At 68.8% G+C, this 24566-nt stretch carries 25 protein-coding genes and 1 pseudogene; 10 read left to right on the forward strand and 16 right to left on the reverse strand.

Annotation, left to right across the window (positions count from 1 at the left end):
• Window positions 1-33: 33 nt before the first annotated feature.
• Window positions 34-855: an undecaprenyl-diphosphate phosphatase gene (locus DL519_RS06985; protein ID WP_190823813.1), complete on the forward strand. Its 822-nt coding sequence runs from the start codon at window positions 34-36 to the stop codon at window positions 853-855.
• Between the two features lie 103 nt (window positions 856-958).
• Window positions 959-1654, forward strand: coding sequence for a histidine phosphatase family protein (locus DL519_RS06990; RefSeq protein ID WP_190813382.1), 696 nt, complete (start codon window positions 959-961; stop codon window positions 1652-1654).
• Between the two features lie 90 nt (window positions 1655-1744).
• Here the strand turns inward: DL519_RS06990 and DL519_RS06995 are convergent, their stop codons facing one another.
• From DL519_RS06995 to DL519_RS07005, 3 genes are all read right to left on the reverse strand, one after another.
• A complete protein-coding gene (locus DL519_RS06995; RefSeq protein WP_190813383.1) occupies window positions 1745-2581 on the reverse strand; it encodes a hypothetical protein in 837 nt (278 codons plus the stop codon).
• Window positions 2575-3123: a hypothetical protein gene (locus tag DL519_RS07000; protein WP_190813384.1), complete on the reverse strand. Its 549-nt coding sequence runs from the start codon at window positions 3121-3123 to the stop codon at window positions 2575-2577. The genes DL519_RS06995 and DL519_RS07000 overlap by 7 nt, the downstream gene beginning before the upstream one ends.
• Window positions 3124-3462: 339 nt before the next feature.
• Window positions 3463-3735: a helix-turn-helix domain-containing protein gene (locus DL519_RS07005; RefSeq protein WP_190813385.1), complete on the reverse strand. Its 273-nt coding sequence runs from the start codon at window positions 3733-3735 to the stop codon at window positions 3463-3465.
• Window positions 3736-3791: 56 nt separating this feature from the next.
• Between DL519_RS07005 and map the strand changes: the two genes are divergently transcribed.
• From map to DL519_RS07020, 3 genes are all read left to right on the forward strand, one after another.
• The gene (map, locus tag DL519_RS07010) at window positions 3792-4559 is read left to right on the forward strand and encodes a type I methionyl aminopeptidase (RefSeq protein ID WP_190813386.1); all 768 of its coding nucleotides are present in this window, start codon (window positions 3792-3794) and stop codon (window positions 4557-4559) included.
• A 291-nt stretch (window positions 4560-4850) separates the two neighbouring features.
• Window positions 4851-6026 carry a macrolide family glycosyltransferase gene (locus DL519_RS07015; protein ID WP_190813387.1) on the forward strand — a complete coding sequence of 392 codons (1176 nt, stop codon included), beginning with the start codon at window positions 4851-4853 and terminating at the stop codon, window positions 6024-6026.
• Between the two features lie 316 nt (window positions 6027-6342).
• Entirely contained in the window at window positions 6343-6945 is a 603-nt protein-coding gene (locus tag DL519_RS07020) for an erythromycin esterase family protein (RefSeq protein WP_223840218.1), read from the forward strand.
• Window positions 6946-7051: 106 nt separating this feature from the next.
• Here DL519_RS07020 and DL519_RS48440 read toward each other — a convergent pair whose 3' ends face one another.
• From DL519_RS48440 to rox, 8 genes are all read right to left on the reverse strand, one after another.
• Window positions 7052-8347, reverse strand: a complete 1296-nt coding sequence (locus tag DL519_RS48440; RefSeq protein ID WP_190813388.1) for an MFS transporter — start codon at window positions 8345-8347, stop codon at window positions 7052-7054.
• A gap of 68 nt (window positions 8348-8415) precedes the next feature.
• On the reverse strand, window positions 8416-8958 hold the full coding sequence (locus DL519_RS07030; protein ID WP_190813389.1) for a hypothetical protein: 543 nt from the start codon (window positions 8956-8958) through the stop codon (window positions 8416-8418).
• Between the two features lie 147 nt (window positions 8959-9105).
• Entirely contained in the window at window positions 9106-9684 is a 579-nt protein-coding gene (locus tag DL519_RS07035; protein ID WP_190813390.1) for a 1,2-dihydroxy-3-keto-5-methylthiopentene dioxygenase, read from the reverse strand.
• Window positions 9681-10307, reverse strand: a complete 627-nt coding sequence (gene mtnB, locus DL519_RS07040; RefSeq protein ID WP_190813391.1) for a methylthioribulose 1-phosphate dehydratase — start codon at window positions 10305-10307, stop codon at window positions 9681-9683. The genes DL519_RS07035 and mtnB overlap by 4 nt, the downstream gene beginning before the upstream one ends.
• Window positions 10304-11023: an acireductone synthase gene (gene mtnC, locus DL519_RS07045; RefSeq protein ID WP_190813392.1), complete on the reverse strand. Its 720-nt coding sequence runs from the start codon at window positions 11021-11023 to the stop codon at window positions 10304-10306. Before mtnC ends, mtnB begins: the two co-directional genes overlap by 4 nt.
• The gene (locus DL519_RS07050) at window positions 11020-12060 is read right to left on the reverse strand and encodes a s-methyl-5-thioribose-1-phosphate isomerase (protein ID WP_190813393.1); all 1041 of its coding nucleotides are present in this window, start codon (window positions 12058-12060) and stop codon (window positions 11020-11022) included. The genes mtnC and DL519_RS07050 overlap by 4 nt, the downstream gene beginning before the upstream one ends.
• A 737-nt stretch (window positions 12061-12797) precedes the next feature.
• Complete coding sequence (locus DL519_RS07055; protein WP_223838521.1) at window positions 12798-13121, reverse strand: recombinase family protein; 324 nt, start codon at window positions 13119-13121, stop codon at window positions 12798-12800.
• A gap of 170 nt (window positions 13122-13291) precedes the next feature.
• Window positions 13292-14716 (reverse strand): rifampin monooxygenase, encoded by a 1425-nt coding sequence (rox, locus tag DL519_RS07060; protein WP_223840219.1) that lies wholly within the window; start codon window positions 14714-14716, stop codon window positions 13292-13294.
• Window positions 14717-15382: 666 nt separating this feature from the next.
• Between rox and DL519_RS07065 the strand changes: the two genes are divergently transcribed.
• The 3 genes from DL519_RS07065 (at window position 15383) to DL519_RS07075 (ending at window position 19206) form a co-directional block, all read left to right on the forward strand.
• Window positions 15383-16543, forward strand: a complete 1161-nt coding sequence (locus tag DL519_RS07065) for a tyrosine-type recombinase/integrase (RefSeq protein ID WP_190813395.1) — start codon at window positions 15383-15385, stop codon at window positions 16541-16543.
• Window positions 16540-18651 (forward strand): tyrosine-type recombinase/integrase, encoded by a 2112-nt coding sequence (locus DL519_RS07070; RefSeq protein ID WP_223838522.1) that lies wholly within the window; start codon window positions 16540-16542, stop codon window positions 18649-18651. The genes DL519_RS07065 and DL519_RS07070 overlap by 4 nt, the downstream gene beginning before the upstream one ends.
• Window positions 18652-18810: 159 nt before the next feature.
• Complete coding sequence (locus DL519_RS07075) at window positions 18811-19206, forward strand: transposase (RefSeq protein WP_263399796.1); 396 nt, start codon at window positions 18811-18813, stop codon at window positions 19204-19206.
• A 133-nt stretch (window positions 19207-19339) separates the two neighbouring features.
• On the opposite strand, the gene DL519_RS07080 is transcribed toward DL519_RS07075, so the two are convergent.
• The 4 genes from DL519_RS07080 to DL519_RS07095 form a co-directional block, all read right to left on the reverse strand.
• Window positions 19340-19876 carry an IS1096 element passenger TnpR family protein gene (locus DL519_RS07080; RefSeq protein WP_190813396.1) on the reverse strand — a complete coding sequence of 179 codons (537 nt, stop codon included), beginning with the start codon at window positions 19874-19876 and terminating at the stop codon, window positions 19340-19342.
• Entirely contained in the window at window positions 19845-20309 is a 465-nt protein-coding gene (locus DL519_RS07085; protein WP_190813397.1) for a hypothetical protein, read from the reverse strand. Before DL519_RS07085 ends, DL519_RS07080 begins: the two co-directional genes overlap by 32 nt.
• 455 nt (window positions 20310-20764) lie before the next feature.
• Complete coding sequence (locus DL519_RS07090) at window positions 20765-21238, reverse strand: hypothetical protein (protein ID WP_190813398.1); 474 nt, start codon at window positions 21236-21238, stop codon at window positions 20765-20767.
• A 298-nt stretch (window positions 21239-21536) separates the two neighbouring features.
• On the reverse strand, window positions 21537-22772 hold the full coding sequence (locus DL519_RS07095) for a glycosyltransferase (protein WP_190813399.1): 1236 nt from the start codon (window positions 22770-22772) through the stop codon (window positions 21537-21539).
• Window positions 22773-22980: 208 nt separating this feature from the next.
• Here DL519_RS07095 and DL519_RS48445 point away from each other — a divergent pair.
• Both DL519_RS48445 and DL519_RS48450 read left to right on the forward strand, forming a co-directional pair.
• A pseudogene (locus DL519_RS48445) lies at window positions 22981-23139 on the forward strand (recombinase family protein); the annotation flags it as partial.
• Entirely contained in the window at window positions 23137-23346 is a 210-nt protein-coding gene (locus DL519_RS48450; protein ID WP_263399797.1) for a helix-turn-helix domain-containing protein, read from the forward strand. The pseudogene DL519_RS48445 and the gene DL519_RS48450, both read left to right, overlap by 3 nt.
• 178 nt (window positions 23347-23524) lie before the next feature.
• On the opposite strand, the gene DL519_RS07105 is transcribed toward DL519_RS48450, so the two are convergent.
• The gene (locus DL519_RS07105) at window positions 23525-24421 is read right to left on the reverse strand and encodes a site-specific integrase (protein WP_190813401.1); all 897 of its coding nucleotides are present in this window, start codon (window positions 24419-24421) and stop codon (window positions 23525-23527) included.
• Between the last annotated feature and the right edge of the window lie 145 nt (window positions 24422-24566).

Below are 24566 nucleotides of genomic sequence, written 5' to 3' on the forward strand. Positions count from 1 at the left end.
GCGATCGTGCTGGAGTGGGTTTCGTTGTCGTGGTTGCAGGCCATGGTGTTGGCCGTGGTCCAGGGGCTCACCGAGTTCCTTCCGATTTCTTCGTCTGGTCATCTGTCGATCGTGTCGAAGTTGTTCTTCGGTGACGATGCGGGTGCGTCGTTCACGGCGGTGACGCAGATCGGTACCGAGTTGGCGGTGGTGGTCTACTTCGCTAAGGACATCGTGCGCTTGGTGGCGGTGTGGTTCCGGGGTTTGGTGTCGGCTGAGGTGCGGCGGACGCAGGATTACCGGTTGGCGTGGTACGTGATCGTCGGCAGTTTGCCGATCGGGGTGCTGGGTTTGTTGTTCCAGGACTTCATCCGGTCGACGTTCCGGAGTTTGTGGATCACTGGTGCGACGTTGATCGTGTTCGGTGTGCTGATGGGGTTGGCGGAGCGGTTGGGCCGGCAGCGTCGGGCGCAGGACCAGTTGCGGTTGAGCGATGGCGTGGCGATGGGTTTCGCGCAGTCGTTGGCGTTGATCCCGGGTGTGTCGCGGTCGGGTGGCACGATCACGGCTGGTTTGGCGTTGGGGTTGGATCGGCCGACGGCGGTGCGGTTCTCGTTCTTGTTGGCGATTCCGGCGGTGTTCGCGGCGGGGTTGTCGGAGATTTCGCACGTGTTCGAGCCGAGCCCGTACGGGTTGCAGCCGTCGGTGGCGCAGATGGTCGTGGCGACCGTGGTGGCCGGGGTGATCGGGTATGCGGTGATCGCCTGGTTGTTGCGGTTCGTGGAGCGGCACAGCGTGTACGTGTTCGTGTGGTACCGGATCGTGTTGGGGTTGGTGTTGTTCGGGTTGTTGGGTTTCGGCGTCATGCAGCCGTGATCTGGTGATCGTTGGGCGCGGTCCGCACCGGGTTGGTGCGGACCGCGTCTTTTTGTGGGGGTTGTGGTGGGTGGCGTCGGGGTTGGGCCTACCCTCGGCTGGCGTGGCGACTCTCATCCTGTTGCGGCATGCGCGGTCGGCGGCCAATGGTGCCGGGACTTTGGCCGGGCGTTCGCCCGGTGTCGGGTTGGACGAGACCGGGGTTGGTCAGGCGGCGGGCCTGGTGGACCGGTTGGCGGGGGTTCCGTTGCGGGAGGTCGTGGTATCGCCGTTGCAGCGGTGCCGGGAGACCGTGGCGGGGTTGGCGGCGCAGTGGGGGCTTTCGCCGGTGGTGGAGCCGGATCTGGTCGAGGTCGATTACGGCGAGTGGACCGGGCGCAAGATTTCGGAGTTGGTCGGGGAGCCGTTGTGGAAAGTGGTGCAGCAGCACCCGTCGGCGGCGGTGTTCCCGGGTGGTGAGGGGTTGGCGCAGGTGCAGGCGCGGTCGGTGGCCGCGGTGCGAGCGCATGATCGCCGGCTGCCCGCGGATGCAGTGTGGTTGGCCTGCACGCATGGTGACGTGATCAAGTCGGTACTGGCGGATGCGTTGGGGCTGCACCTGGATGCGTTCCAGCGGATCGTGGTGGATCCGTGTTCGGTGAGCGTGGTGCGCTACACCGAGACGAGGCCGTTCGTGTTGAAGGTCAACGACACGGGTGGGGATGTGTCGGGGTTGGTGCCGCCGGTGGATGCCGCGAAGTCGGGTTCGGATGCGGTCGTGGGCGGTTCGACCGGCGTTTCGGAGTCTGGTCGCGGCTGACCCTGGGGTGTTCGGCCTGGTCGGCGGCCGTGGGTGTTTTCGGGTCGCTCTCGCGCCTCGAACTGCTCACGGCCGCCCCCCAGGTGGCGGTTAGCTGCGGAGTTGGACGAGGTGGCAGCGGGCGTCTTCGGGCAGGAAACGCTGGGTGCCGCCGGTGAAGCGGACGAGGACCTGCTGGTTGTTGGCCGGGGTGACCTGGTCGACGATGCCGACGGGGCCGATCGGGCCGTAGATGCGGACGGCGTCGCCGGGTAGCAGCTCGTCGGCGTTGACCTGTTCGACGCTGGTGGCGGCCGAGGCGGGCCGTAACCAGCGGGTGGTGGCGAACCAGGCGGCGAAGGCGGCGGCGGGCAGGATCAGCGGCAGCCAGGCATGCAGGTCGATGAGCGCCAGGCCCAGCGCGGCGCCGGTGAGCGTGGCCCACAGTCCGGAGCTGATCGGGATTTTGCCCAGTTGCAGCCAGCCGGTGGTGCGGATGGTGCCGTCGGGTTGGTGGCCGCGGGGTGGTGTCGTGGGCTGGTTGGGGGAGTCGAAGTAGGTGTCGTCTGCGTCGGCGAGATCATCGCGGGTGGTTTCGCGGGCGGTGATCTTGCCGAGTGGTTCGCGGGCGGTGTCCTCGGGCCGGACCCGGGGGATTTCGGCGGTTTCGGTCACCGAGGGGTGCTCGGTCGGGATCGCCAGCGGCTGGTCGAAGCTGGTGCGGTCGGGGTTGAGCAGGGTGCGCAGCATGGTGACTTCCATGTCGCGGCGGTGCCCGCATTGCTGGCAGACCATGACCACGTCGGTGGGGGCGTCGTGGTCGGTGACGGTGGTCAGCGGGCCGTGCCCGTGGGGGCATTGCGGGGCGTGGGGGCCGTTTTCCAGGATGCGCAGGGCGCTGGCGTGGTGGCGGTCGGTGGGGTGGTCGTCGTCGGTGTTGTTCACCATTGTGTGGTCCACCTCAGCTTGCCGTCGTCGGCGCGTTCGCAGCTGGCGGCCGCGCCGGATGAGGTGCGGCCGAAGTCGCCTTCCCGGGAGCAGCGTTCGCCTTCGTCGACTACCGGGCCCGAGTCGTCGTTGCTGGTGGTGGGCAGGGGGCGGCCGTTGTCGCCGTTGTTGCCGTTGTGGCCCGGCGGGTTGGGCGGGCCGGTTGGCTGGGGCTGCTGCGTGGTGGGGGTGGGGGTGGGGGTGGCCGAGGTCGTGGGGGGTTTGCTGGTGGTGCTGGTCGTCGTGCTCGGCGGCGTGGTCGGTTCCGGTTCGGTGGTCGTCGTGGTGGTCGGCGGGGCCATCGAGGTCGTGACCGGGGTGAGGTGGCTGACGGGCACACGCGGAGGTTGCGGGGGTGTGGCGAGATCTTGGTTGCCGGTGGGCAGGGCGTTGATCACGCCGGCGCCAGTCGCGGTCAGCAGCGCGGCGGCGGGCAGCAGGCGTGCCGCCAAGGGGCTTTTCCACCACCAGCGGCGCAACTGGTCGGGGTGCTCGGCAGGCAACTGGCGACTCCGTTCGTGTTGTGCCGGTTGTTCTCCCCGACCCGGCTGGCGAATCGTAGCGAATTCGTCACGAACTCGTGTCGTAAGCCGGGGTGGCGCCGTGGGTTGCCGGCTGGTTGTCGGAGCGTATGGGACCGCGGAGTCTTGGCTGTGATCTCCATCGCAGCGTTGCGGGAGTGGGTGCGGGTCAACCGGAAACGCATGTCCGGACACGAAGGGTCGCCGTCGTGATCATCCGATGTGGACTGTCCGCAGCGGACCGCGGACCGGGCGCCGTGGGCTTTGCGGTCGCTGGTCTTTTCAGCCGGGGTTAAGGAGGACTTATGTCTTGTGGCGGTGTCAGGCCGACATGCGTCGTTGCGTTTCCTGCGTCGCCGCGACGTCCCTGCGCAGTTCGTCCAGCGACAGCCCCACCGCGTCGGCGACCGCGGCGACGGTGAAGAACGCCGGGGTGGGGATGCGGCCCTTCTCGATCTTGCGGAGGGTCTCGGTGGAGATCCCGGATGCGGCCGCGATCTCGACCATGCTGCGTTCGCCGCGGGCGTCCCGCAGCGCTTGGCCAAGGAGTTCGCCCCGTCGCCGTTCGTGTTCGTTCAGCGGCACACGCACCATGGCCGTGATACTAAATCGGTATAGTTATTGGGGCTAGTGGTGTGGGAGAGACGAACGTGATCGAACTGAAGACAGCGATCGAGATCGACGCGCTGCGCGAAGCGGGGCGCATCGTCGCCCAAGCGCTGCAAGCCGTCCGCGCGCACGCCACCGCCGGCACCACGCTGCGCGAACTCGACGAGATCGCGCACACCACCATCACCGAAGCCGGCGCGCAACCGGTGTTCCTCGGCTACCGGCCCAACTGGGCACCCACCCCGTTCCCCGGCACCATCTGCGCCTCGGTCAACGACGCGATCGTGCACGGCATCCCCAACGGGCGAGCACTTGCCGACGGCGACCTGGTCAGCATCGACTGCGGAGTCCGCCTGCAGGGCTGGGTCGGCGACGCGGCGATCACCTTCAGCGTCGGCCCGGCCCGCCCCGAGGACACCCAGCTGACCGAAACCACCGCGCAGGCCCTGGCCGACGGCATCGCCGCCGCCCGGCCCGGCGGCCACACCGGCGACATCGCCCGCGCCATCGGCGTCGTCGGGCGCGGCGCCGGCTACGGCATCCCCAGCCCCCTCGGCGGCCACGGCGTCGGCCGCGACATGCACGAAGCCCCGTTCGTGCCCAACGACGGCTCCGCCGGACGCGGCACCCCGCTGCGCCCCGGACTGGTCCTGGCCATCGAGCCGATGTTCCTCGCCGGCGGCAGCGACGACATCCGCACCGCCGAGGACGGCTGGACCGTGCTCACCAGCGACGGCAGCCGCGCCGCCCACGTCGAGCACACCATCGCCATCACCGACGACGGACCCCGCGTGCTCACCCTGCCCTGACCCGCCCCGGAACCACGCGGTTCCGGGTTTTGCGCGAAGCCCGGGAACCGCGTGGCGCACGCGGTGGTAACTGGAAACGGCACGAGGAAATGCGACGAACGGCCGATGCCGGACGCAATTCCTTCACGGCATGCGCGGTCGTCCGGCGACGGCCCAATTCGGATGCGAGCCCCTTTTCCCCGGAAAAGGTGAAAACGGCGATGATCAACGCCACATTCCGCCACCGGAACAGACCCGGATACTGGACGGTGAGCCCCGCGCGCGAAACGCGCATGTCCAGCACGAGGAATCATGAAAAAGCACTTCGCCTTCATCAGCATGCCCGCCGCCGGCCACGTCAACCCCACGCTGCCGCTGGTCGCCGAACTGCTGCGCCGCGGCCACCGCGTCAGCTACGCCATCGGCCGCGAAATGGCGTCCACCGTGCAAGCCAGCGGTGCCGAAATCCTGGAACTACCCACCGAACTGCCGAAAATACCGCCACAGGTCCAGCCCGGCCCGCCGCCGGTGGCGAAACTGATGCAGTTCTTCATCGACGACATCCGCGCCAGCTTCCCGCTGCTTCGGCAACGATTCCGCGCCGACCCGCCGGATGCAGTGTGCTTCGACGTGATGACCAGCACCGGACGCATGCTGGCCCAAGACCTCGACGTCCCCGCGATCGCGCTGGTGCCCAGCTTCGCCGCCAACGAGAACTTCTCGCTGGGCGACGTGCTCGCCGCCGACAACGCCGGATTCCCCACCGAAGCGTTCGCCGAATTCGGCAGCCGGATGCAGCAGGTGGGCGCCGAGTTCGGCGTGCGCGCCGAACTGCCCTTCGGCGCGCCGCCCGCCGAGCTGAACCTGGTGTTCCTGCCGCGGGAATTCCAGCTCCGCGCCGACACCTTCGACCAGCGGTTCCGCTTCATCGGCCCGCTGCTGGGCGAGCGCGCCGAAACGCCCTGGAAGCCCCGCGACCCGCACGCCCCGCTGCTGTTCATCTCCCTGGGCACCGCGTTCAACAACCGCCCGGAGTTCTACCGGATGTGCTTCGAGGCATTCGGCGGGAGCCACTGGCAGATCGCGATGTCCACCGGCCAGCACATCGACCAGACCCAACTCGGCGCGATCCCCGCGAACTTCGACGTGCGCGCCTCCTTCCCGCAACCGGCGGTCCTGCGCCACGCCACCGCGTTCCTGTCCCACACCGGAATGAACTCCACCATGGAATCCCTGCACGCCGGGGTGCCGCTGGTTGCCGTGCCGCAGATGCCCGAACAGGCAGCCAACGCCGCCCGCGTCGAAGAACTGGGACTCGGCCGCCGGCTGAAGCCCGAAACCCTCACCGCCACCGACCTGCGCGCCGCAGTCGACACCATCGCCGCCGACGAGCAGGTCCGCGCCAACCTCGACCGGATGCGCGAGATCATCCGCGGATGCGGCGGAGCCCCCGCCGGAGCCGACGCCCTCGAGACCCACCTGAGCTGACCCCCGGGGAAACGGCAGTGGCCAGCACGCTGCGGGAAATGACCCACCCGATCGCGACCACCGGCCCCGGCACGGCCGGCACCAGCGATCTCGACGCGCTCGGCGATGTGGTCGGCGACGCCCGCGTGGTCCGCATCGGCGAAGGCGACCACGGGATCTCCCAGTTCCACCAGATCACCGACAGGATCCTGCGGTTCCTCGTCCAGGAGAAGGGATTCACGGCCTTCGCCCTGGAATCGGGCTTCGCCGAAGGGCTGCTGGTCGACGACTGGATCCACGCGCGCCTGGCGATGTCACCGACATCGCCAGGCGCGGCATCACCTACCGGTTCGGCGAATGCTCGGAAAGACACGCCCAACTGCGGTGGATGCGACGCTGGAACGCCTCGGCGCCGCACCCGATCACCTTCAGCGGCATCGACGTCCCCGGATCCGCGGCCTCGCCAGGACCGGCGGTGCGGGCCTGCCTGGCCCGGCTCCCGGGTCAGGCAGGAGACGACGAGCTGCGTGCGCTCACCGACTTGGGTGGGCATGCGGTGGCGGCCCGCCGCTATGCGGCCATGTCGCCCTCCGAGCGTGCCCGGCTGAGGGCGGGCATCACGGACCTGGCCAGCCGGGCCGCAGTGCAGGGCGACGAAATCGCCCTGCACTGCGCGGCCTCGGCCCGAGCACTGGACCAGCTGATCACCGCAGGCAACCCCAGTACTCGAGACGAGTTCATGGCCGACACCGTGCAGCGGATCCTTGGCCAGGGACACCGCGTCGTGATCAGCGCGCACAACGGCCACGTGCAACGAAGCCTCAGCACCGGCCGGCCGGCGATGGGCGGACTGCTCGCACCCGAACTCGGCAGCGACATGATCGAGAAACTCCGCTACGACATCATCCAAGCCGCCACCAGCGATCCGCACGGCCCGTGAGTGGTTTCGGGGGCCACAGCGCCCAAAACCACTCACGAGCTACCTGGCCGAGCAGGGCAGCGGTGAGCGCGAAGACGGATGCGGCTGCGGGTGGGGGATCCGGACATCACCGGACTCGGACGGCCACCGCCACGGCCAGCAGCGTCAACACCGAAGCGACGCCGAAACCCGCGAAATACGCCGTGACCGGCGACCACACCAACCACGCCGCGAACAACGCACCCGTGACCGCCAGAACGGTCGTGGTGAACAGCGACTCGCTGAGCTGCAACGCCGAACTGTTCACCCCCTGCTCCTGCGGCGCCGACCACCGCAGCGTCAACGCCGACAACACCGGGTACATCAACCCCATCCCCAGTGACAGCACCGTCAACCCGGCGATGCACAACACCAGCGGCACCACCGGGACAACCGTCGCGGTCACCCCCGCCACCCCGACGACCAGCAGCACCGCACCCACCACCGGAACCCGCTGCTGCGAGGACATCCGCCCCTGCAGCCACGAACCGGCCATCCACCCCACCGCGCTGGTGGCCAGCACCAAACCGGCCGCGGTGGGCGACAAATCCCGTTCCCGCGACAGCATCTGCGGGATGAACACCTCAGCCGCCGAGGCCGCCGCGCCCGCGATCCCCCGCAACGCCACCACACTGGGCAACCCCACCCGGCCCTGAAACGTCCCCACCGGCAACAACCTCGGCGCGAACACCACCAGCGCACCCAACCCCGCAACGACCAGCACCACCGGAACCCAACCGGTCTGCTGCCCGCCGTAACGCAGCAGCAACGCCCCCGCGGCCGCACCCACCGCCCACAACGGACGACGCGAGCGGGGCCGCTCCGGCGCCACGGGCCACGACAACCCGCGCAGGCTTGGGTTCACCAGCACCAACGAAGGCACCGCCAGCACCGCTGTCGCCAGGAACACCCACCGCCAGCTCAACTGCTCCACCAGCAAACCCGCCACCAACGGGCCCGCGATCGACGGCAACAGCCACGCTCCGGCCAGCAACCCGAAAAACCGCGCCCGCAACTCTTCCGGCAACGTGTGACCGACGACCACGTACAGCGCCACCGAGATCAACCCGCCACCCAGGCCCTGCAGCAACCCGGCGGCGAACACCGCGACCCCCACCCGCAGCGGCACCGCCGGCCCCCGAACATCGCTCCACCCACCCGAGACGACCATGCTCACCACACCCGCGGCTATGGTCCCGCCGAAAGCCACCGCATACAGCGCCAACCCGTCCAGGGCCCGCACCACCGTCGGCATCGCCGTGGCCACCGCCACGTACTCGAAGGCCACCAACGAGATCAAGATCAGCGCACCAACGGTCAGCGACCGGTAGCGGCGGGACAGCAAACCCGCCCCGGTTGCGGAATCGGCATCGATCGCGGACACGGGCCACCCCTTGCGCGGCTCTTCGGACGACGGACCGTGCCAGCGTTCGACCTCCACCGCACTCCAGGTCAAGCCTGCCGGCGATCAGCGTGCCCGGGTGTGCGGAAGTAGCAGCTCAGGATCGCCACCGACCCGAACAGCACGTGCGCCACGATCAGCGGGTAGTGCAACGGAACCCCTCCGCCTGCGGCACCACCGACAATGCGGGATCCAACGTGAGCTACCGCGGCAGCGAGATGACCACGAAGGCCACCGCGATCAGCGCCAACGGGCCCACCCACGGCCGCCGCCACCACCGCACCGGCGCCGACACCTCTGAAACCCGAGCGCGTTCCGTCACCATGCTCATCGCGCCATCCCCTTTCGAAGACGACGCGTACCCCGTACCAAACGCGTACACCGTATTGGAGATGCGCGGACATCGCCTTCAAATTAGGAAAATCTGAAGAAATATTGGCTGAGCCGACTTCACCGACCTCAACGAGATCAAGGACCGGCTCCGAGCATTCGAAGACCGCTACAACGCCAAGGCACAGCCGTTCCAGTGGAAGTTCACCGCCTCCGACCTGGACGATCTGCTGGCCAGACTCGACCGGCACACCGCCGATCACCAGACAGAATCCTCCGCCGCCAAGGCAGCATGATCAACCCCCGAAGGACTTACGAACTCGACCACTAAGGAAGGCGCCAACCAAACCGCAAGGAACGGAAAAGCCGGGTGCGGACAGCAAGTCCGCACCCGGCTCCGGCATGAGAGGTCAGCCCCGCGAGGCCATCAGATCATCGAACGGCGGGAAGCGCTCCGCAGTGTTGGTGTCGCAGAAATCGCCCACCCAACCGTCCTCGTCGTGGAAGAAGCGGATCGCGACGAAATCCGGGCGGGTGCCCATGTCGAACCAGTGCGTGGTGTTGGCCGGCACGCTCAGCAGATCACCCGCCTCGCACAGCACCGCGTAGACCTTCTCGCCGATGTGCAGATAGAAAACCCCCGCGCCACGAGCGAAGAACCGGTCCTCGTCATCGTCGTGGGTGTGCTCGGAGAGGAACTTTTCCCGGGCCGCTTTGGCCTGCTGCTCCCATCCCGGATCACCGTCGCGCGGCGCCATCACCGCCGCGTCCACCTTGATGTAGCCCTCGGCGTCGATGACGGCGTCGACCTCGGCGCGATAGGCCGCCAGCACGTCCTCCGACGAGGCGTCCTCGGCCAGCTCCTTGAGCTCCCAACGCTCGAAGCGCACCCCGAACTGCTTGAGGACGTCCCCGATCTGCCCGGGATCCTCGGTGCGCAACTCCACCGTGCCGGGATCGGTGTCCGGCCACACGGTCAGCAACGTCATGCCACTACCTCCTGGAATCCGTTCGTGGCCAAGGTGAACTGGAACAGCCAGTCCAAGCATTCCGTGCGGTGCCTGGCCTGCACCAGGTCCCGCCCCCACACGTACACGCCGTGGCGCGCCACGATCACCGCCGGCGTCGCGGCATCGAAACCCGCCTCGAACGCATCGCCCAACACACCCATGTCCTGGCTGTTGGGCACCACCGGGACCGTCATCACGTCGTCGTCGCGGCGCCCGAGCCCCTTGAGCATCTCCAGATCCCGCAACACCACACCGCCGGGCCAGCGCTGTCCGGCCACCACCGCCGAGAGCATGTGCACGTGCACCACCGCGCCCGCCCCGGCCACCGCCGCGATCCTCGCGTGCAACCCCGCCTCAGCCGAAGGACGCTGCGCGGGATTGGGCTGATCGGGCACGGCCTTACCCGCGGCGTCCACGACCACCACGTCGGCAGCGGTCAGCTCGCCCTTGTCCAGGCCGCTGGCCGTCACCGCCAGGTGCAGCGGGTCCTGCCGCAACGTCACCGACAGGTTGCCGGAGGTGCCGCGCATCCAGCCCAGCCCCGCCATCCGCGCCGACTCCGCGGCCAGCGCCGCCCCGGCCTGCTCCAGCTCGATGCTCACGCGATCACCTCAAGCTCAACAACGTCGAAAGTGGACACCACCGAGTGCGTCCCGTAATCGGCGTCCGCGAACGGTTCCCCGGCCCGGGCCACGCCCACCGTCCGCCAGCCCGCCGCCGCGGCGGCGTCCAGCTCCGCGGGCACATCGGAGAAGAACACGATCTCGGCCGCCGTGGCGCCCAGCCCGTCGGCGATCTTCTCGTAGGAGTCACGTTCCCGTTTCGGCCCGGCGTTGACCGTGTCGAAGTGATGCGCGAAGAGCCCCCGCAGATCGCCGGAAGTCGTGTTGGAGAACGACGCGATCTGCCCGGCCACCGAGCCGGAGGAGAACACCGCCAGCCCCAGGCCCCGGTCGCGCCAGGACCGCAGCGCCGGCACCACGTCGGCGAAGTAGTCGGTGGTCAGCTCCCCGCGGGCGTAGCCGTCGGACCAGATCAGGCCCTGCAACGTCTTCAACGGGGTGGCCTTGCGATCGGCGTCCATCCAGCCGTGCAGCACCGCCACCACCTCAGCGGTCCCGGCCTGCTCGCCCAGCCCGGCGTCGGCCTTGACCTGCGCGACAGCCTCGGCCACCACAGAATCGTCGGAGTGCGCGTCGATCCACGACCCCAACCGCGGGCGCGCGTAGTCGTAGAGCACCACGTGCACCTGGCTGGTGGCGGTCAACGTCCCCTCGATGTCCAGCACGCCCCACCGGGCCGCGACCTGCACGCTCACCGCGCCGTCCCCCGTTCCTCGTCCCAGTACTCGTGCACCCGCTCCGGCCCGAACGCGCCCCGGTCGGTCACCACGGTCGTCACAAACCGCGGATCGGTGATGTCGAAAGCCGGGTACAGGCCCCGCACCTGCTCGCTGGCGCTGCGCCGCCCCAGGGTGTGCAGCACCTCATCGCCGTCGCGGAACTCGATCGGCACGTCCGCGCCGGTGGCCGAGCGGGGATCCGGCGCGTGGCACAACGCGTGGAACGGCACCCCGAACGTGTGCGCGGCCACCGCCAGCTGCAGCGTCCCCACCTTGTTGATCACGTGACCGTCCATGGTGACCCGGTCGCTGGCGGTCACCAACGCGTCGATCTCGCCCGCGCGCATCAGCGACGCCGGCATGCCGTCGGTGACAAGCGTGGTGTCCACGCCCATCTCCGCAAGCGTCTCCGCGGTCAACCGCGCGCCCTGCAGGTACGGGCGGGTCTCGGTGCACACGAACAACGGCTGCTTGCCCGCCTCCAGCGCCGCCTCGACGAGCCCGACCAGGTACAGATCGCCCCAGCAGTGCGTCAGGATCCGCCCCCGCTCCGGCAGCAGCGCCGCACCGGCACGCCCCATCTCGCGGCTGCGCCGCCGGTAATCGGCGTCACCGGCCTGCGCGCCGGCGAGCGCCGCGGCGACCACGTCATCGCCGCCGGCGTCCACCGACGCCATGACCCACTCCACGGCCTTGCGCGGCTGGTCGTTGGTCGGCCTGGTGGCGATCAACCGGTCACCGGCGACCCGCAGCCGCTTGCGCGCGGTGTCGGGCCCCTGACCGGCGGCCTCCCGCGCGGCCAGCACCATGCCCCACAGCACCGCGAAGTACGGCCCGGAGGACTGGGTCACCATGTCCTCGATCGCCGCGGCGATCTCCTCGACCGTGCGAGCGTGCACCCACCGGTGCTCGAACGGGAACACCCGGCGATCCAGGATGTGAACCCCGTCCTCGGCCAGCCGCACGCTGTCGGCCAGCGTCGGCAACCCGGGGTGTGCGGCAGGTGGCGGCATTCAGGTCCTCGGCAGTACTCGTGGGCGGTGAACAGGTCTTCACCCCAGGGTATCGATCCCGGTCCACCTACCGGAAACGAGATCCACATCGCGGGAGCAGCGCCCACGCGGCGTTTGCTAGGGTGCCGGTGCCGACCACGATCGGACGGTGCGCGGCCCGGCGACACCGGGGCCGCAGCCGCGCCGCCCGCTCCGGGATGTCACCCGAGAGCGGCGTCCAGGCCAATCCAGCCCCGCGTCCGACCCTATGCCGGGCCACGCGAGCAACCGGCCCCCGCGCCGGACGTGAAACCCTGGAGGCCATCGGGGAACGTGCCTTCGCGACGCGCTTCAGCGGTGAGAGCCGAGAGCCGCTTGTACGCCGAGACGGTGTTAGGGATCGTGCCGGTGGCGACCAGGCGGTAGAAAGAACTGCCGCAGCGTCGTCACGGGCTCGGCATAGCTCTCCACGATCGCCCGCGCCGCGTCGACCACCGGCGGCCAGTCCAGTCGAGACACCGCCATCGCCCCCTATTACCGCAGGCCAGGACCTCATGGACTAGTCCATGCTCACAAGTACGTCCCCGAACTCCGAAACCGCGCCAGCATCGAGGGCATGGGCTGCCCGGTCCTTAGATCGTGGACCGGCTGACGCCGAGAAGGCGGGCAATCGAGGAGACGGTGTTGTCAGGTCCCGCGGCGGCCGGAGCGGCGGATCTCGGCGAGCAGGGAGCGGGCGTGCCGGACCTGCTCGGGCGTCACAGCGGGTGGCCGGCTGAGGGACGCCGTTCGCCTTTGTGCGCGATGACGCCGCGCTGGAACAGGTCGTTGAGAACGATCAGCCCTTCCAGCAGGTTCCGGCCGAGGCGGTCAACCTCCTGGACGCACAGCATGTCGCCGACGCGCAGGTAGTCCAGGGCGGCGGTCAGGCGGGGCCGGTCGTCCACGGCCAACTTGCCGCTGATCTTCTCCTCGAAGACCTTCAGGCAGATCGGGGCCAGCGCGTCGTGCTGCCGCTGGGTCTTCTGCGATGTTCGGCAGACGGCCGTTAGAAGAACGCACGGCCGCCTGCGCCGATCCACTCCGTGGTGCTCTTCCGCCGTCTTCCGGTCGTCACTCGGAGGCTAACCCTCCTCGCAGGCCGACCCTGGCGCCAGAGCACCACGGCTGATGCTGCCTCCAGCCTTCCGATGGTCAGTCGCTACTGGCCGTTCGATCCTCCTCACAGGCCTTTTCGGTTGCTCAGGCGAAATCAGTTGGCGGGCTTGCCGAACCAGCGGGAGAGGTGGTCGTCCAGGTCCTGCTGATCGTCGCCGATCCAGGCGACGTGGCCGTCGGGGCGTAGCAGGACGCACGGAACATCCAGCACCGCAGTGGGATCCGCGAGGTAATCGACCCGGTCTGACCAGCCGCCGACGGTCAGGCGTTCGGTGCGGTCCAGCAGCAGTCCGCGGCCGCGATGCAGCAGACCGTAGAGGTGGCCCTGTTTCACGTCGATGTCGCGCAGGCGGCGGCCGAGCAGGTCGGGGCCTTCGCCGAAGTCGTAGCGGATGCCGATCGCGGTGATCTTCTCGATCAGATAGCGGTTCACCTCGTCGAAGTCCATCAGTTCGGTGAGCAGCCTGCGCACGGCCTGCGGGCCCGGTTCGGTGGAGTGCAGTTCCATCTGGGCGCGGGTGTTGTCCAGCACGTCCTCGGCGACCGGATGACGTTCGGCCTGGTAGGTGTCCAGCAGTGTTTCCGGCGCCCAGCCGCGGATCTGTGCGGCCAGCTTCCAGCCGAGGTTGAATGCGTCCTGAACGCCCAGATTGAGGCCCTGTCCGCCGGTGGGTGGATGGATGTGTGCCGCATCGCCGGCCAGCAGCACCCGCCCGACCCGATAACGTTCGGCTAGCCGGGTGGCATCCCCGAAGCGGGACAACCAGCGCGGGGAGTGCGCGCCGAAATCGGTTCCGGCGATGGCGCGCAGCTGTTGTCTGAAATCCTCGAGGGTGGGCGGTTCCGCGCGATCGCCGACTCCCGCGACGGGGACTACGACGCGATAGACCCCAACGCCTGCGGGCCTGAGACTGAAAATCTTGTTGGTCTCGTGGATTTCGGTCACCTTGGCGGCGATCTCCTCCTGCGGCACACCCACTTCCATCTCGCCCATCAGCGTCTCGGTCCGCGAGGGCTCGCCGGGGAAGCCGACGCCGAGCAGTTTGCGCACCGTACTGCGCCCGCCGTCACAGCCGACGAGATAGCGCGAACGCAGCTGTTCGCCGTCGGCCAGCTCGACGGTCACACCCTCGTCGTCCTGCTCGAAATCGGCCACCGCACAACCGCGCCGGACCTGCGCACCCAGTTCGATCGCATGTTCTTCGAGCAGGTGAACGATGACCGGCTGCGGGATGCCCAGCAGATAGGCGTGCGCGGAATCCAGGCCCTCGGGCGCGGGTTTGGTGATGGCGGCGAAGAATCCGCCGGCCGGACGCTGTCTTCCGTGTTCGAGAATGCGATCCAGCAGTCCGCGCATTGCCATCAGCTCGATACTGCGAATATGCAGACCGACTATGCGGACGAACGACACGGGCCCGGTTTCCTTCTCCAGAACGAGTACCCGCACATCGTGCAGCCGCAGTTCGGCGGCCAGCATCGCGCCAGTCGGCCCGCACCCGGCAATGATCACGTCGAACATGAGGGGCGCGCGATCGGCGCCGGAGGCCGACGACCGGAGTCCGGGGACGTCGCCCACGGTGAAGTCGCGCTCGACCGTATCGTTCGACGACGGCTCGGCGGTGAACTGCGGAGAGTGCATAGGTGTTGCCTTTCGGGAGTGCCTTGTTGGCGAGGCGCTCCCGGCGACACCTACGTCAATCGCCCGACCGTGACGGGAAGGGGGAGCACCCACATCGATACAGCGTTCATGGGTCTCACCTCCTCGGGCGGTGTCACGGTCCACTGCAAGCTACAAGCCCGAGCATCACCCCGTCCAATCCTTTCCCAGCCACGTGATCACGACTCCGAACGGGCCCGTGCGGTTGCAGGACGAATCCGGCGTGGCGGCCCGGGCTGGTCCCGGTCACGGTCTGATCCTGGCCGCCCCGAGGCGGACCGGGTCTCGAAAGGCGCTGCGCGCTGGAACCGCAGGCGCTCGACGAGCGCGAGCGGCTACGCGAGGACCACGAGCAGGGTGACCGGCCGCCCCGCGGCTACTTTGCACCGTGGGTCAGAGACCGGGGCCGGACGCGGAGGTCGAGGCCGACTACACCGACACGCACGGCGATATGGTTACCTGGACACCTCAGAAGATGATCTTCATTGGTGCTGGTCAGAAGGGCCAGCGCCAATCTCAGGTCCGGAGGTGTCCGTGCGGGTGCAGCACCGTCAGGAAAGCGGCTCCCACCAGGTCGAGTTGCTCGATGATGACGGCGAGCCCATCGAAGTCGTCTCGGGGTTCCTGCGCTTCCTGGCGGCGCGGAACCTCTCGCCGAACACGCTGGTCTCCTACGCGTACGACCTGCGGCACCTGTGGCGGTTCTTCGCCGAGCGGGGCTTGAGCTGGGACAGGTTCGGCCCGCCGGACGCTATCCCGCTGCTGGAGTACCTGCGTTGCGTTCCGTCCCGCCGCCCCCGGCAGCGTATGACGCTCACGGTGGCCACCCTCGACGCGGGCGGCCCGGCGACGAAGCTGGCCGGGACCACGGTGAACCGCGTTCTGGCGGCCGTGTCGTCGTTCTACGAGTACTTGATCCTGGCCGGGCGGTTGGACCAGGCGAACCCGATCGAGAAGCGCCCCGACCCGGCGCTGGCCCGCGTGTCGGAGCGGCACAGGCCGTTCATGGGTCGTGCCAGCCGCCAGCGGCCCGTTCGCCGGGCGGTGCGAGTCAAGACCGTGCAGCAGGTACCGCGTCCCCTGGGCGAGCACCAGGTCGAGGCGCTGTTGGCGCAGCTGCGGTCTGTTCGCGACAAGGCGATAGTGCTGCTGATGCTCCAAGGCGGCCTGCGGCCCGGCGAGGTGCTCGGGCTGCGCCTGGAGGACGTGGCCTACGGCCGTCGGCGCGTGGTTGTCCGCCACCGCGACGACCATCCGAAAGGCGCGCGGTCGAAGTCCCGCTATGAGCGGGTCGTCGACCTGCACGAGCCCGAGGCTTTGGCCGCGGTGAGTGCCTATGTGATGGGCGAGCGCCCTGACGACGCCGAGACGTCCGTGGTGTTTCTCGTTGGCGGCCAAGGGAAACGGCGGCTCGAGGTACTCAGCTACGACGGCCTGGTCCGGATGTTCAGCCGCGCCTGCACTCGGGCTGGAATCCGCGAGCCTTGGGTGACTCCGCACGCCTTGAGGCACACGCACGCCACGCGCATGTGGGAAGGCGGGATGCGGGAGCTGACCTTGCAGAAGCGATTGGGTCACGCCTCGCCGGAGTCGACCCGGATCTACACCCGAGTCTCGGATCCGGCGGTCGTGGCCGACTACAACCAAGCCTTGGGCAACCAGCGCAACGACACGGGAGAGACTCGGTGAGGGCCGGCTCCGTGTCGGCGGCAGCCCTGGCGGCCAGCCCCGCGACCGTTACTCGCCCTCGTCGCAGGCGACACTGCTCAGACGCCGAGTGGAGGGCGCACGTCGAGGCCCAGGGCGGCAATCACCAGTACCAGTTGATGAAGCTGCGGTGGCGCCGGCAGTTCATCGACCGCTGGCCCACGCTGGCCGGCTGGTTTCCCGCGCCCCTGGTCGAGCGGGTGGGACGGTTGCTCGGCGAGTCGTTCCACCACCCGTCACACCCGGTGTCCTTCCGCGCCCGCACCTATCTGATCTACCTGGGCTTGCGGGGATACGCCACGTTCGACTACCCGTGGCTGTTCGCCCCCGGGCAGCTCGCCATCGTCGAGCCTGCCGAGGCGCTGGGCATCGACCTGGGGGCCAGGGAGTTGGTCGAGGAAGCCGTCGCGCTGGGCTTCAACCGGAACTCGGCCCGGCAGGCGATGCACTGGTCTGTCAGCCGCATTGCCTTGCGCACCGGCGTTTTCGACGTCACCGCGATCACCAACGACCACATCGTCGAGGCCCTGGAGGCGATCCGCCACTTCGCCGAGCACCCGGACCTGGAGCGGTTCTACCCGTCGCCGCAACGCTACCGGGACGGCGCCGCCAAGAACTGGATCACCCACCTGCACCAGCTCCAGGTGGTGCTCTACCACCGCGGCCAGATTGCCGAGCAGCCCCGCAAGCTGATGCCCGGCTGGAAGCCGCCCCTGGTGCTGCCGCCCACCATGCAGGCCGTCGCCGACAAGTGGTTGGCCGCCCGTCGACTGACCGACCGGCCCTCCACAGTGGACAAACCGGAACTGGCGGTCCGCCGCTTCGGCGACTGGCTCGGTGAGCACCACCCCGAGATCGAGTCCTTCGCCGACGTCACACGCGACCACTGCCTGGCCTGGCTCCAGCACATCGCCGAGGAACCCACCGAGCGCACCGGCAAGCCGCTGGGCATCGTCTCCCGCATCCAGCGCGCCTCCGGGCTCGGCCAGCTCTTCCGGGACACCGCGGCTTGGCAGTGGGACGACGTCCCCGGCCACAGCCTCCTCGGCCCCGGCGACTCCCCGAAGTCGCCGATCAAGGTGCCCCGGTTCATCCCGGACGACGAGCTCGACCGGTTGATGCCCGTCATCGACGAGATCGCCTGCCTGTTACAACGAGCGGCGCTGCTGGTCGCACGCTGGTCCGGCGCTCGCCGGGACGAGATCCGCCGCCTGCCGATCGACTGCCTGGACCGCTACGCGGACGGCACCGGCCGCCTGCGGCTGCCCGCGCGCAAGACCTACAAGGAGCGAGTCGTCCCACTGCACGAGGACGCCACAACGGCGTTGCAGAAGGTCATCGACCTGCGCCGAGACGGCCGGGAACGGCCCTTCACCGACGAGTTGACCGGGCAGCCGGTGCGCTACCTGTTCATGCAGCACGGCAAGCTGCTGTCCACCTTCTACCTGTTCGACACCCCGATCCAGGAAGCCTGCAAGGCCGTCGGCCTCGTCCGCCCAGGCGGACGAGGCGGCGAGGGCCGCGGCACCGTCACCGCGCAGCGGTTCCGGCACACCGTGGGCACCCAGCTGGCCGAGCGCGGCGCGAAGCTCCACACGATCATGAAGGTGCTCGGGCACTCCAGTGTCTCGATGGCGCTCGTCTACGCCCAGATCAGCGACCAGGAAGTGCTGCGGGACTACAAGACGGTCCTCACCCCCGGCGCCACGATCGCCGGCCCTGCCGCCGACGAGCTGAAGTCGGGCGCTCTGCCGGAGGAGGCCGTCGACTGGCTGAAGACGAACTTCTTCAAGACCGAGCTCGAACTCGGCCACTGCCTGCGGCTGCCACAGGAAGGGCCATGTGAGTGCGACCTCTACCTGACCTGCGCGAAGTTCGTCACGACCCCCGCCTACGCGCCCCGGCTACGCGCCCGCCGACGGGTCGAACAGACGCTCGCCACCGATGCCGCCGGCCGCGGCTGGGACCGCGAGGTCGAACGCCACAACTGCACCGCCAAGCGCATCGAGAAGCTGCTGACCGACCTCGACCAGCCCCTCGACAACACCGACGACACGCTCGTGGAGGAACGCCTTGACTTGTCCACATAACGTCGGTAGTGGGGTTCGCCTTCACCGAGCTTGGGCATCAAGCTGCTCCCTCGGTTGAAAAACATCGGGTCCGTGCGGCTGTACAGCCCGGACGCCGGGCCGGGGACCTGACCCAACCTGGAGCGGGTCGTCAAGAACCGGCCGATCGACTGGGAGCTGATCGAACGCAACTACGACCACATGGTCAAATACGCCACCGCTCTCAGGTTGGGCACCGCCGAGGCCGACCAGGTGCTGCGACGGTTCACCAAGGGCGGCGGGCCGAAGAACCCCGCCTACCTCGCGCTGGAGGAGCTGGGCCGAGTGGTGAGGACGATCTTCGCCTGCGACTACCTGGTGTCGGAGGAGCTGCGGCGGGAGATCCACGCCGGGTTGCACGTAGTGGAGAACTGGAACTCGGCCAACGAGGTGGTGTTCTACGGCAAGGAAGGCGTGCTCACCGGCTCCGACCGCGAGCACGCCGAGGTGGCCATGCTCGCTCTCCACCTGTTGCAGAGCAGTCTCGTGTTCATCATTACCCTGTTGATACAACGGGTTTTGGACGATCCAGCCTGAGAGCAGCGGCTGATCGCCGAGGACCGCAGAGCTTTGAGTGGGCTTTTCTGATCGCATGTGAGCCCGTACGGTTCTCTCCCCAGTCCAGCGGTGTTGTTGTTGACCGCAGCGCCGGGGTGGTCGGGCGTGGTGCTCAGCGGCGACGGTTGGGTCCCCACCCAGGCTGCAGGGGCGGCAGATCAGCCAGCCCAGGATCCGGTGGTAGCGGTGTCTCGCCGTCATCGGTGTCCCAGCGGCGGCCGTATTGATCGGGGATGTCTCCCCAGCCCCAGTAGGGCAGCGGCTGGTCGGGTTCGATGCCGAGTTGCTCGAGGGGATCGATGCGCTGCTCGGCGACGGTGCAGAGGTGGGCCCAGCGGTCGCCGAGGTCGAAGGTGTAGACGAACTGGTCGCCGCCGCGCAGTTTGCCGAGCGTGAACTTGTGGCCGTCGAGCAGGTCGGGGTCTTCGCCGTCTTCCCAGTCGGGTCGGCCGATACGGCGGCCGTCGGCTAGCTCGAACTGGTGCAGGTGGGCGCGGTCCCAGCGGGCGAAGGCGTCGTCGATCGCGGTAGCCAATTGGGTGAAGGTGTGGCTGCGGGCGGCGGCGAAGATCCGGCCCGGCCGCGGCCAGAGGTCACGGCAGCCACCGCCGACGAGGTCAACACGCAACGACAGCCAGCTTCGACTCATGTGCGGGATCCTCTCGCTCCGGATTGGTGCTGGCGGCGCCGGTGATGGCGTGGACGTTGCCGAGCAACTGGTCGCGCTCGGCGGTGACACTATCGAGCGCGGCGGCCAGTTCGTTGATGATGTGTGCATAATACTCGGTCAGCGCGTGCTGTTCGGCGTTGTCCGCCCGCAGGCGCGCGTTGTCTTCCTCCAGTTGTCGGATCTGGTTCTTGAGTTCGGTGACCTGGGGCGGGTCGTCCCGGGCCGCGCGGACGCGGGCTTGGAACTGCTCGGCGAGATCGCGTTGTTTGTGGGCGAGCAGCCAGCGTTTGACGTCGGCCTCGACCGCGAGCTGGACGACGGTCAACTCTCCGTCGGATCGCAGCGGGGTGCCGGCGAGCAGCCGGTCGGCGGCGGCTTGGATCGCGGCGCGTTCCTTGGTGTCGATCGTCATGCGTCACTACCTGGCCCGGTTTGTTCGTGTTCGTCGATGAGTGCTTGCAGCCGCGCGAGTTCGTGTTGTTCACGCTCGTGGCGCGGGATGAGGCTGAGCGGGTCGGCGGCGAGCGTGGGCCGCCCGGCGACCCCTCACCCCGCCTCCCGGGCCTGGCCAGCGGGTCGTCGGCGACCCCGGATCGTCTGGCCTCGACATCCGGCACGCTGGCCCACTCGCTGTTCCGCAGGCCGGTCTCGAACAGCCCGTCGGCCATCACGGCATCCCGCTGCTCGTTGCGGCCGCGCCACCGTGGATCCTCCAGCCCGTCCAGCCCGAAGCCCCGCAGGCCGACATCCCGCCAGCGGCGATACCCGGCCGGGGTGAACCACTTGACATCCCGGCTGCGGACCCCGCTCGGCCCGGCCGCGATCTCCTCCACTGTGGCCCGCCCGGTGCGCGCCGGCGTCCGCACCTCACGCACCTCGACCGGACTGATCACCCCGTGCTCCCGAGCGGCCCAGGAAAAGAAGACATTCAGCGCGATCAGGTTGCCCTGGACCGTGCCCAGCGCCACCCGCCGCGGGTTGGCCTCGTCGGTCATCCGCCAGCTTGAACGCCTCCACGTCCTCCGGCACGGCCTGGTCCCAGCTCAGTCCGCGCACCGCGAGGAAGTTCAGCCCCATCCCCACCGCGTAGGCGTACTTGCGCCAGGTGTCCTCATCCCGGGCGAGCATCCGCGCCGACGCGAAGAACCCGTTCACCCGCCGGTCTGGCAAGCGATCCGGTCCCAGCAGGAACGGCTGCCCTTGGACCCGATCGTGCGCCCGCAGCAACGCCGACAACCGATCGCCGGACCGCTGCGCCACCGGATCCGCGAACGTCGGCCAGCGCCGTTGTGGGGCGACGAAGAATACCCGCCATTCGAGAACACCAGGGCTCGTGATCACCGCCGCAAGCTAGCCCCAGCACCTGCTCACCCCGCAACACGACACGGCACAACAACCCGACTGGGTAGAGAAGCTGGGAAGGTTCCGGTTGGACATGACCAAACGCCTCGACCTAGGCGTCAGGACGGCGTAGCCGGAGCGGCCAACACGCTCTATGTGGCGTTTCAGGATGTTGGCCTGTCCGGCCGCGCGCCGGCCCACTGTCCATGGTCGAGCCGTCCCATGGGAATGCCCGGCTCTAATCAGTGGGATCTTGAGCTTGTGCGGCGCGCGGCGCGGCTCGACGATTCCGTGTGGTTCATACGGTTACGGGCGGCTTTTCCCGGCTGGCTGCGTCGAGGAGCAGTTTCGCGGCCACCGTCGCCCCGTCGGCTCGGATCGTGCCGGCCACGGCCCTGGCTCGCGTTCGGGTCTCGGGGGTCAGGGCCGTGGTGAGCGCGGCGGACAGGGAGTCGACGGCCGGCGTCGAGCCCTCGTGTGCCGCGCCGATGCCCAGCTCAGCCACTCGGGTGGCCCAGTACGGCTGGTCCGCGATCCGGGGCACGATCACCTGGGGCGCGCCCGCCCGGGCTGCCGTCGTGGTGGTGCCCGCGCCGCCGTGGTGCACGACGGCGGCCACCCTACGGAACAGTGCCTGCTGATTGACCTCGCCGAGGACGAAGCAGTCGTCGGCGTCGCCGATCGGGGTCAGCTCGGCCCAGCCGCGGGCGAGGAGGACCCGGCGGCCCTGCGCGCGGACCGCCTCGATGGCCACCCCGGCGATGTCCTTCGCGGCGTGCGCGGCCATGCTGCCGAAGCCCACGTACACCGGTGGCGCGCCGGTGTCAAGGAACGCCTTCAGCCCGTCCGGGAGCGGGCGTTCGTCGGGCAGGATCCACGCCCCGGTCTGCACGACGTCGAGGTCCGTCATGCCGTGCGACGGACACAGCGTCGCGTCCGCTGCCAGCCACGGCCGGCCGGTGAGGACGTGGTCGCGGACGTTGTCCACTGGTGGCAGGCCGATCGCCGCCCGATGGCTGTTGAGCGCCTCGCCGTACAGGGCGTTCACCCTCTGGGCGTCCTGCTCCCACAGCACCCGGTTGTCGGTCTCCTCCTGCGGGGACGGTGTGCCTGGCCGTCTCCCCGGAGGGAAGTGCCGCGACGGCAGCCCAAGGAGGTGGAAGCACGCGAGCACGTAATGGATGCCCAGTTTCTCGGCCACGTCCCGTGCGCCGGCCGGCATCAGGCCGGTCGCCAGCAGCGCGTCACATCCCTCGGCCGCCGCGGTGAGCGTGTCGAACCGCGCGGCGACCAGCGCGGGAGCGAGCTGGAACGCGTCTTGCGCCGTCGGTGGCTTCGGGTTGGCGACGACCGAGCGCACCGTCGGGCCGAGCGGCACCAGCGGCACGCCGACACGCTCCAGCAGCTTCGCGAACTCCTCATCCGGCGGCGCGCACACCCGCGCCTCCGCGCCGAGTTCCCGCAACGCCACCGCGAGTCCCGCCAGCGGTTCGACGTCCCCGCGCGATCCCCACGTCGTCAACAACACACGCACTTCGCAACTCCCCATTTCCGCAGGTTCTGGCTTCCCGGTCGGTGATTCTGAGGTACGACCCGGGTCTTGCCGCAAGCCCCCCAGTCCGCTATATGTTGAAGTGGGAAGGAGCGGGGTCTCCTCGCCTTCGCCGTTTCTCCTCCACTCTGGACGGACAGCCTCCTCGCAACTCGGCGAAACACCCATTTGAGACCAGAGACGGGACCGTCACGTGATCGAGCTGTCCAAGCAGCTCCAGGCCAAGGGCGTGGACCTGGGGGTGCTCGACCAAGGCATCGACACCTACACGGCGGTGGGCCGAACGTTCTTCCAGATCCTCGCGTCCATCGCCGAGTTCGAGCACGCCCTGATGTCCGAACGCACGATGGACGGCCCGCGGCGGCCAGAGCGCGCGGCCGCGCCGCGGCAGAAGCCGAAGCTGGGCCCGCGCCAGGTGCATCTGGCGCGCCAGATGCACGACGAACGTGGCCCTGACGGCAAACGCCGCTATACCGTCCGACAAATCGCAGACGAGTTCGGCGTTACCCGCCCCACCATCTACCGCCACCTAAACAAAACCATGGCCACGGCCTGACTCTCACCGCAGGTCTCACCGCAGGTCAGCGGGTCACGGACGCGCTACATGACCCCTGGCCGTAGTTTCGGGAGTCCTGGGCCAAGCCTCCCGTGAGTTCAGCGAAATTGAGGGTTCCTCGCAGGGAACCCAAGGGTCTGTTGCCGCCAGGAACAGGGCTCGGGCCGTGGGTTCGCGCTCAACCCGCAGTGTCGCACTCGGCGGGCCCCAGCAGGAGTTGCCGTGCCGCGGCGGCGTAGCGGATGGCGGTCTTGTCGTCGATTCCGAACACGACCGCCAGGTGCAGCGGGTCGGGGCCATGCGTGAGGGCTTCCTCCAGTTGACGGTCGGCGCGGAGACGCTCGAGGGTCCCTGTGAGGTTGCGGACCGCTTTGGTGACCCAGAGTTTGCCGACCGGGCCGACTTCTATGGCGGTCTGCTGGGCGATCAGCAGGTGGGGGTTGGCCGTGTCGGGCCAGGGTGAGCGGCGGTGGTCCAGCCAGGCGAGGATGGCTTTGCGGGTGAGCTCGTCCAGCGGCCGGGCGTGGCCGGCGATGACCAGGCGCCGATCGCCGAGGTCGACGTCGTCTATCCGCAGGTCGCGGATTGCTTTGGGCCGGGCTGCGTGGATGCCGGCCAAGACGAGGATGAGCCGGTCGGCGGGGCTGGTCGCGGTAGCCACCGCCTCGGTGATCTGGCCGGGCTGGAGTGGCTGGATGACTTTGTAGTCCTGGCGGCCGACACGGACCCGGGCCGTGGGATCGCGGAAGACCGCGCCGGTTTTCTTGCAATGCCGGAAAAGAGACCGCAGTGCGGCGATGACCGTCTCGCGCTGCTTGCCGCGGGCCCCGTCACGGACGACGAGGATGTCGTCCCGGGTGACCTCGCGCAAGTGCTGGTAACGGTCCGACCATTCGAGGAGGACGGGTTGGATCTCGTTGAGGTAGCCCCAAATCGTGCTTTGGGCACGAGGCCGGCTGCGAGGGCCGCCATCGCGCAGCGTCGTCAGCCATGTCTCGACGTCGCGGCGGATACCTTGCGCGACGCAGGCGAGTTTGCGGTCCCGCCATTCCTCCGTCAGGAACCCCGCACTCACACGAGGTGTCTCAACATCAGTCTGGCAAAGAGGGGTCGGCAGTACCTCGTAGCTCACGGCGGAGCCGTTGTGTCCTTTGGCCTCACCTTGGCTGGACCCCGGTGCAGGGCCGCCAGCGGCCGTTGTCAGTGATCGGATCTACTGT

It is taken from the genome of Saccharopolyspora pogona (assembly GCF_014697215.1).
GTDB lineage: Bacteria > Actinomycetota > Actinomycetes > Mycobacteriales > Pseudonocardiaceae > Saccharopolyspora > Saccharopolyspora hattusasensis.

Excerpts from the sequence above, each read along its gene's own strand:
- DL519_RS07050 (WP_190813393.1), bottom strand. The coding sequence starts at position 12,060 with ATGCCGCCACCTGCCGCACACCCCGGGTTGCCGACGCTGGCCGACAGC.
- DL519_RS48450 (WP_263399797.1), top strand. The coding sequence starts at position 23,137 with ATGGACGGCCCGCGGCGGCCAGAGCGCGCGGCCGCGCCGCGGCAGAAG.
- DL519_RS07005 (WP_190813385.1), bottom strand. The coding sequence starts at position 3,735 with ATGGTGCGTGTGCCGCTGAACGAACACGAACGGCGACGGGGCGAACTC.
- DL519_RS07035 (WP_190813390.1), bottom strand. The coding sequence starts at position 9,684 with ATGACGTTGCTGACCGTGTGGCCGGACACCGATCCCGGCACGGTGGAG.
- rox (WP_223840219.1), bottom strand. The coding sequence starts at position 14,716 with ATGTTCGACGTGATCATTGCCGGGTGCGGGCCGACTGGCGCGATGCTG.
- DL519_RS06995 (WP_190813383.1), bottom strand. The coding sequence starts at position 2,581 with ATGGTGAACAACACCGACGACGACCACCCCACCGACCGCCACCACGCC.
- DL519_RS07015 (WP_190813387.1), top strand. The coding sequence starts at position 4,851 with ATGAAAAAGCACTTCGCCTTCATCAGCATGCCCGCCGCCGGCCACGTC.
- DL519_RS07085 (WP_190813397.1), bottom strand. The coding sequence starts at position 20,309 with ATGACGATCGACACCAAGGAACGCGCCGCGATCCAAGCCGCCGCCGAC.
- DL519_RS07080 (WP_190813396.1), bottom strand. The coding sequence starts at position 19,876 with ATGAGTCGAAGCTGGCTGTCGTTGCGTGTTGACCTCGTCGGCGGTGGC.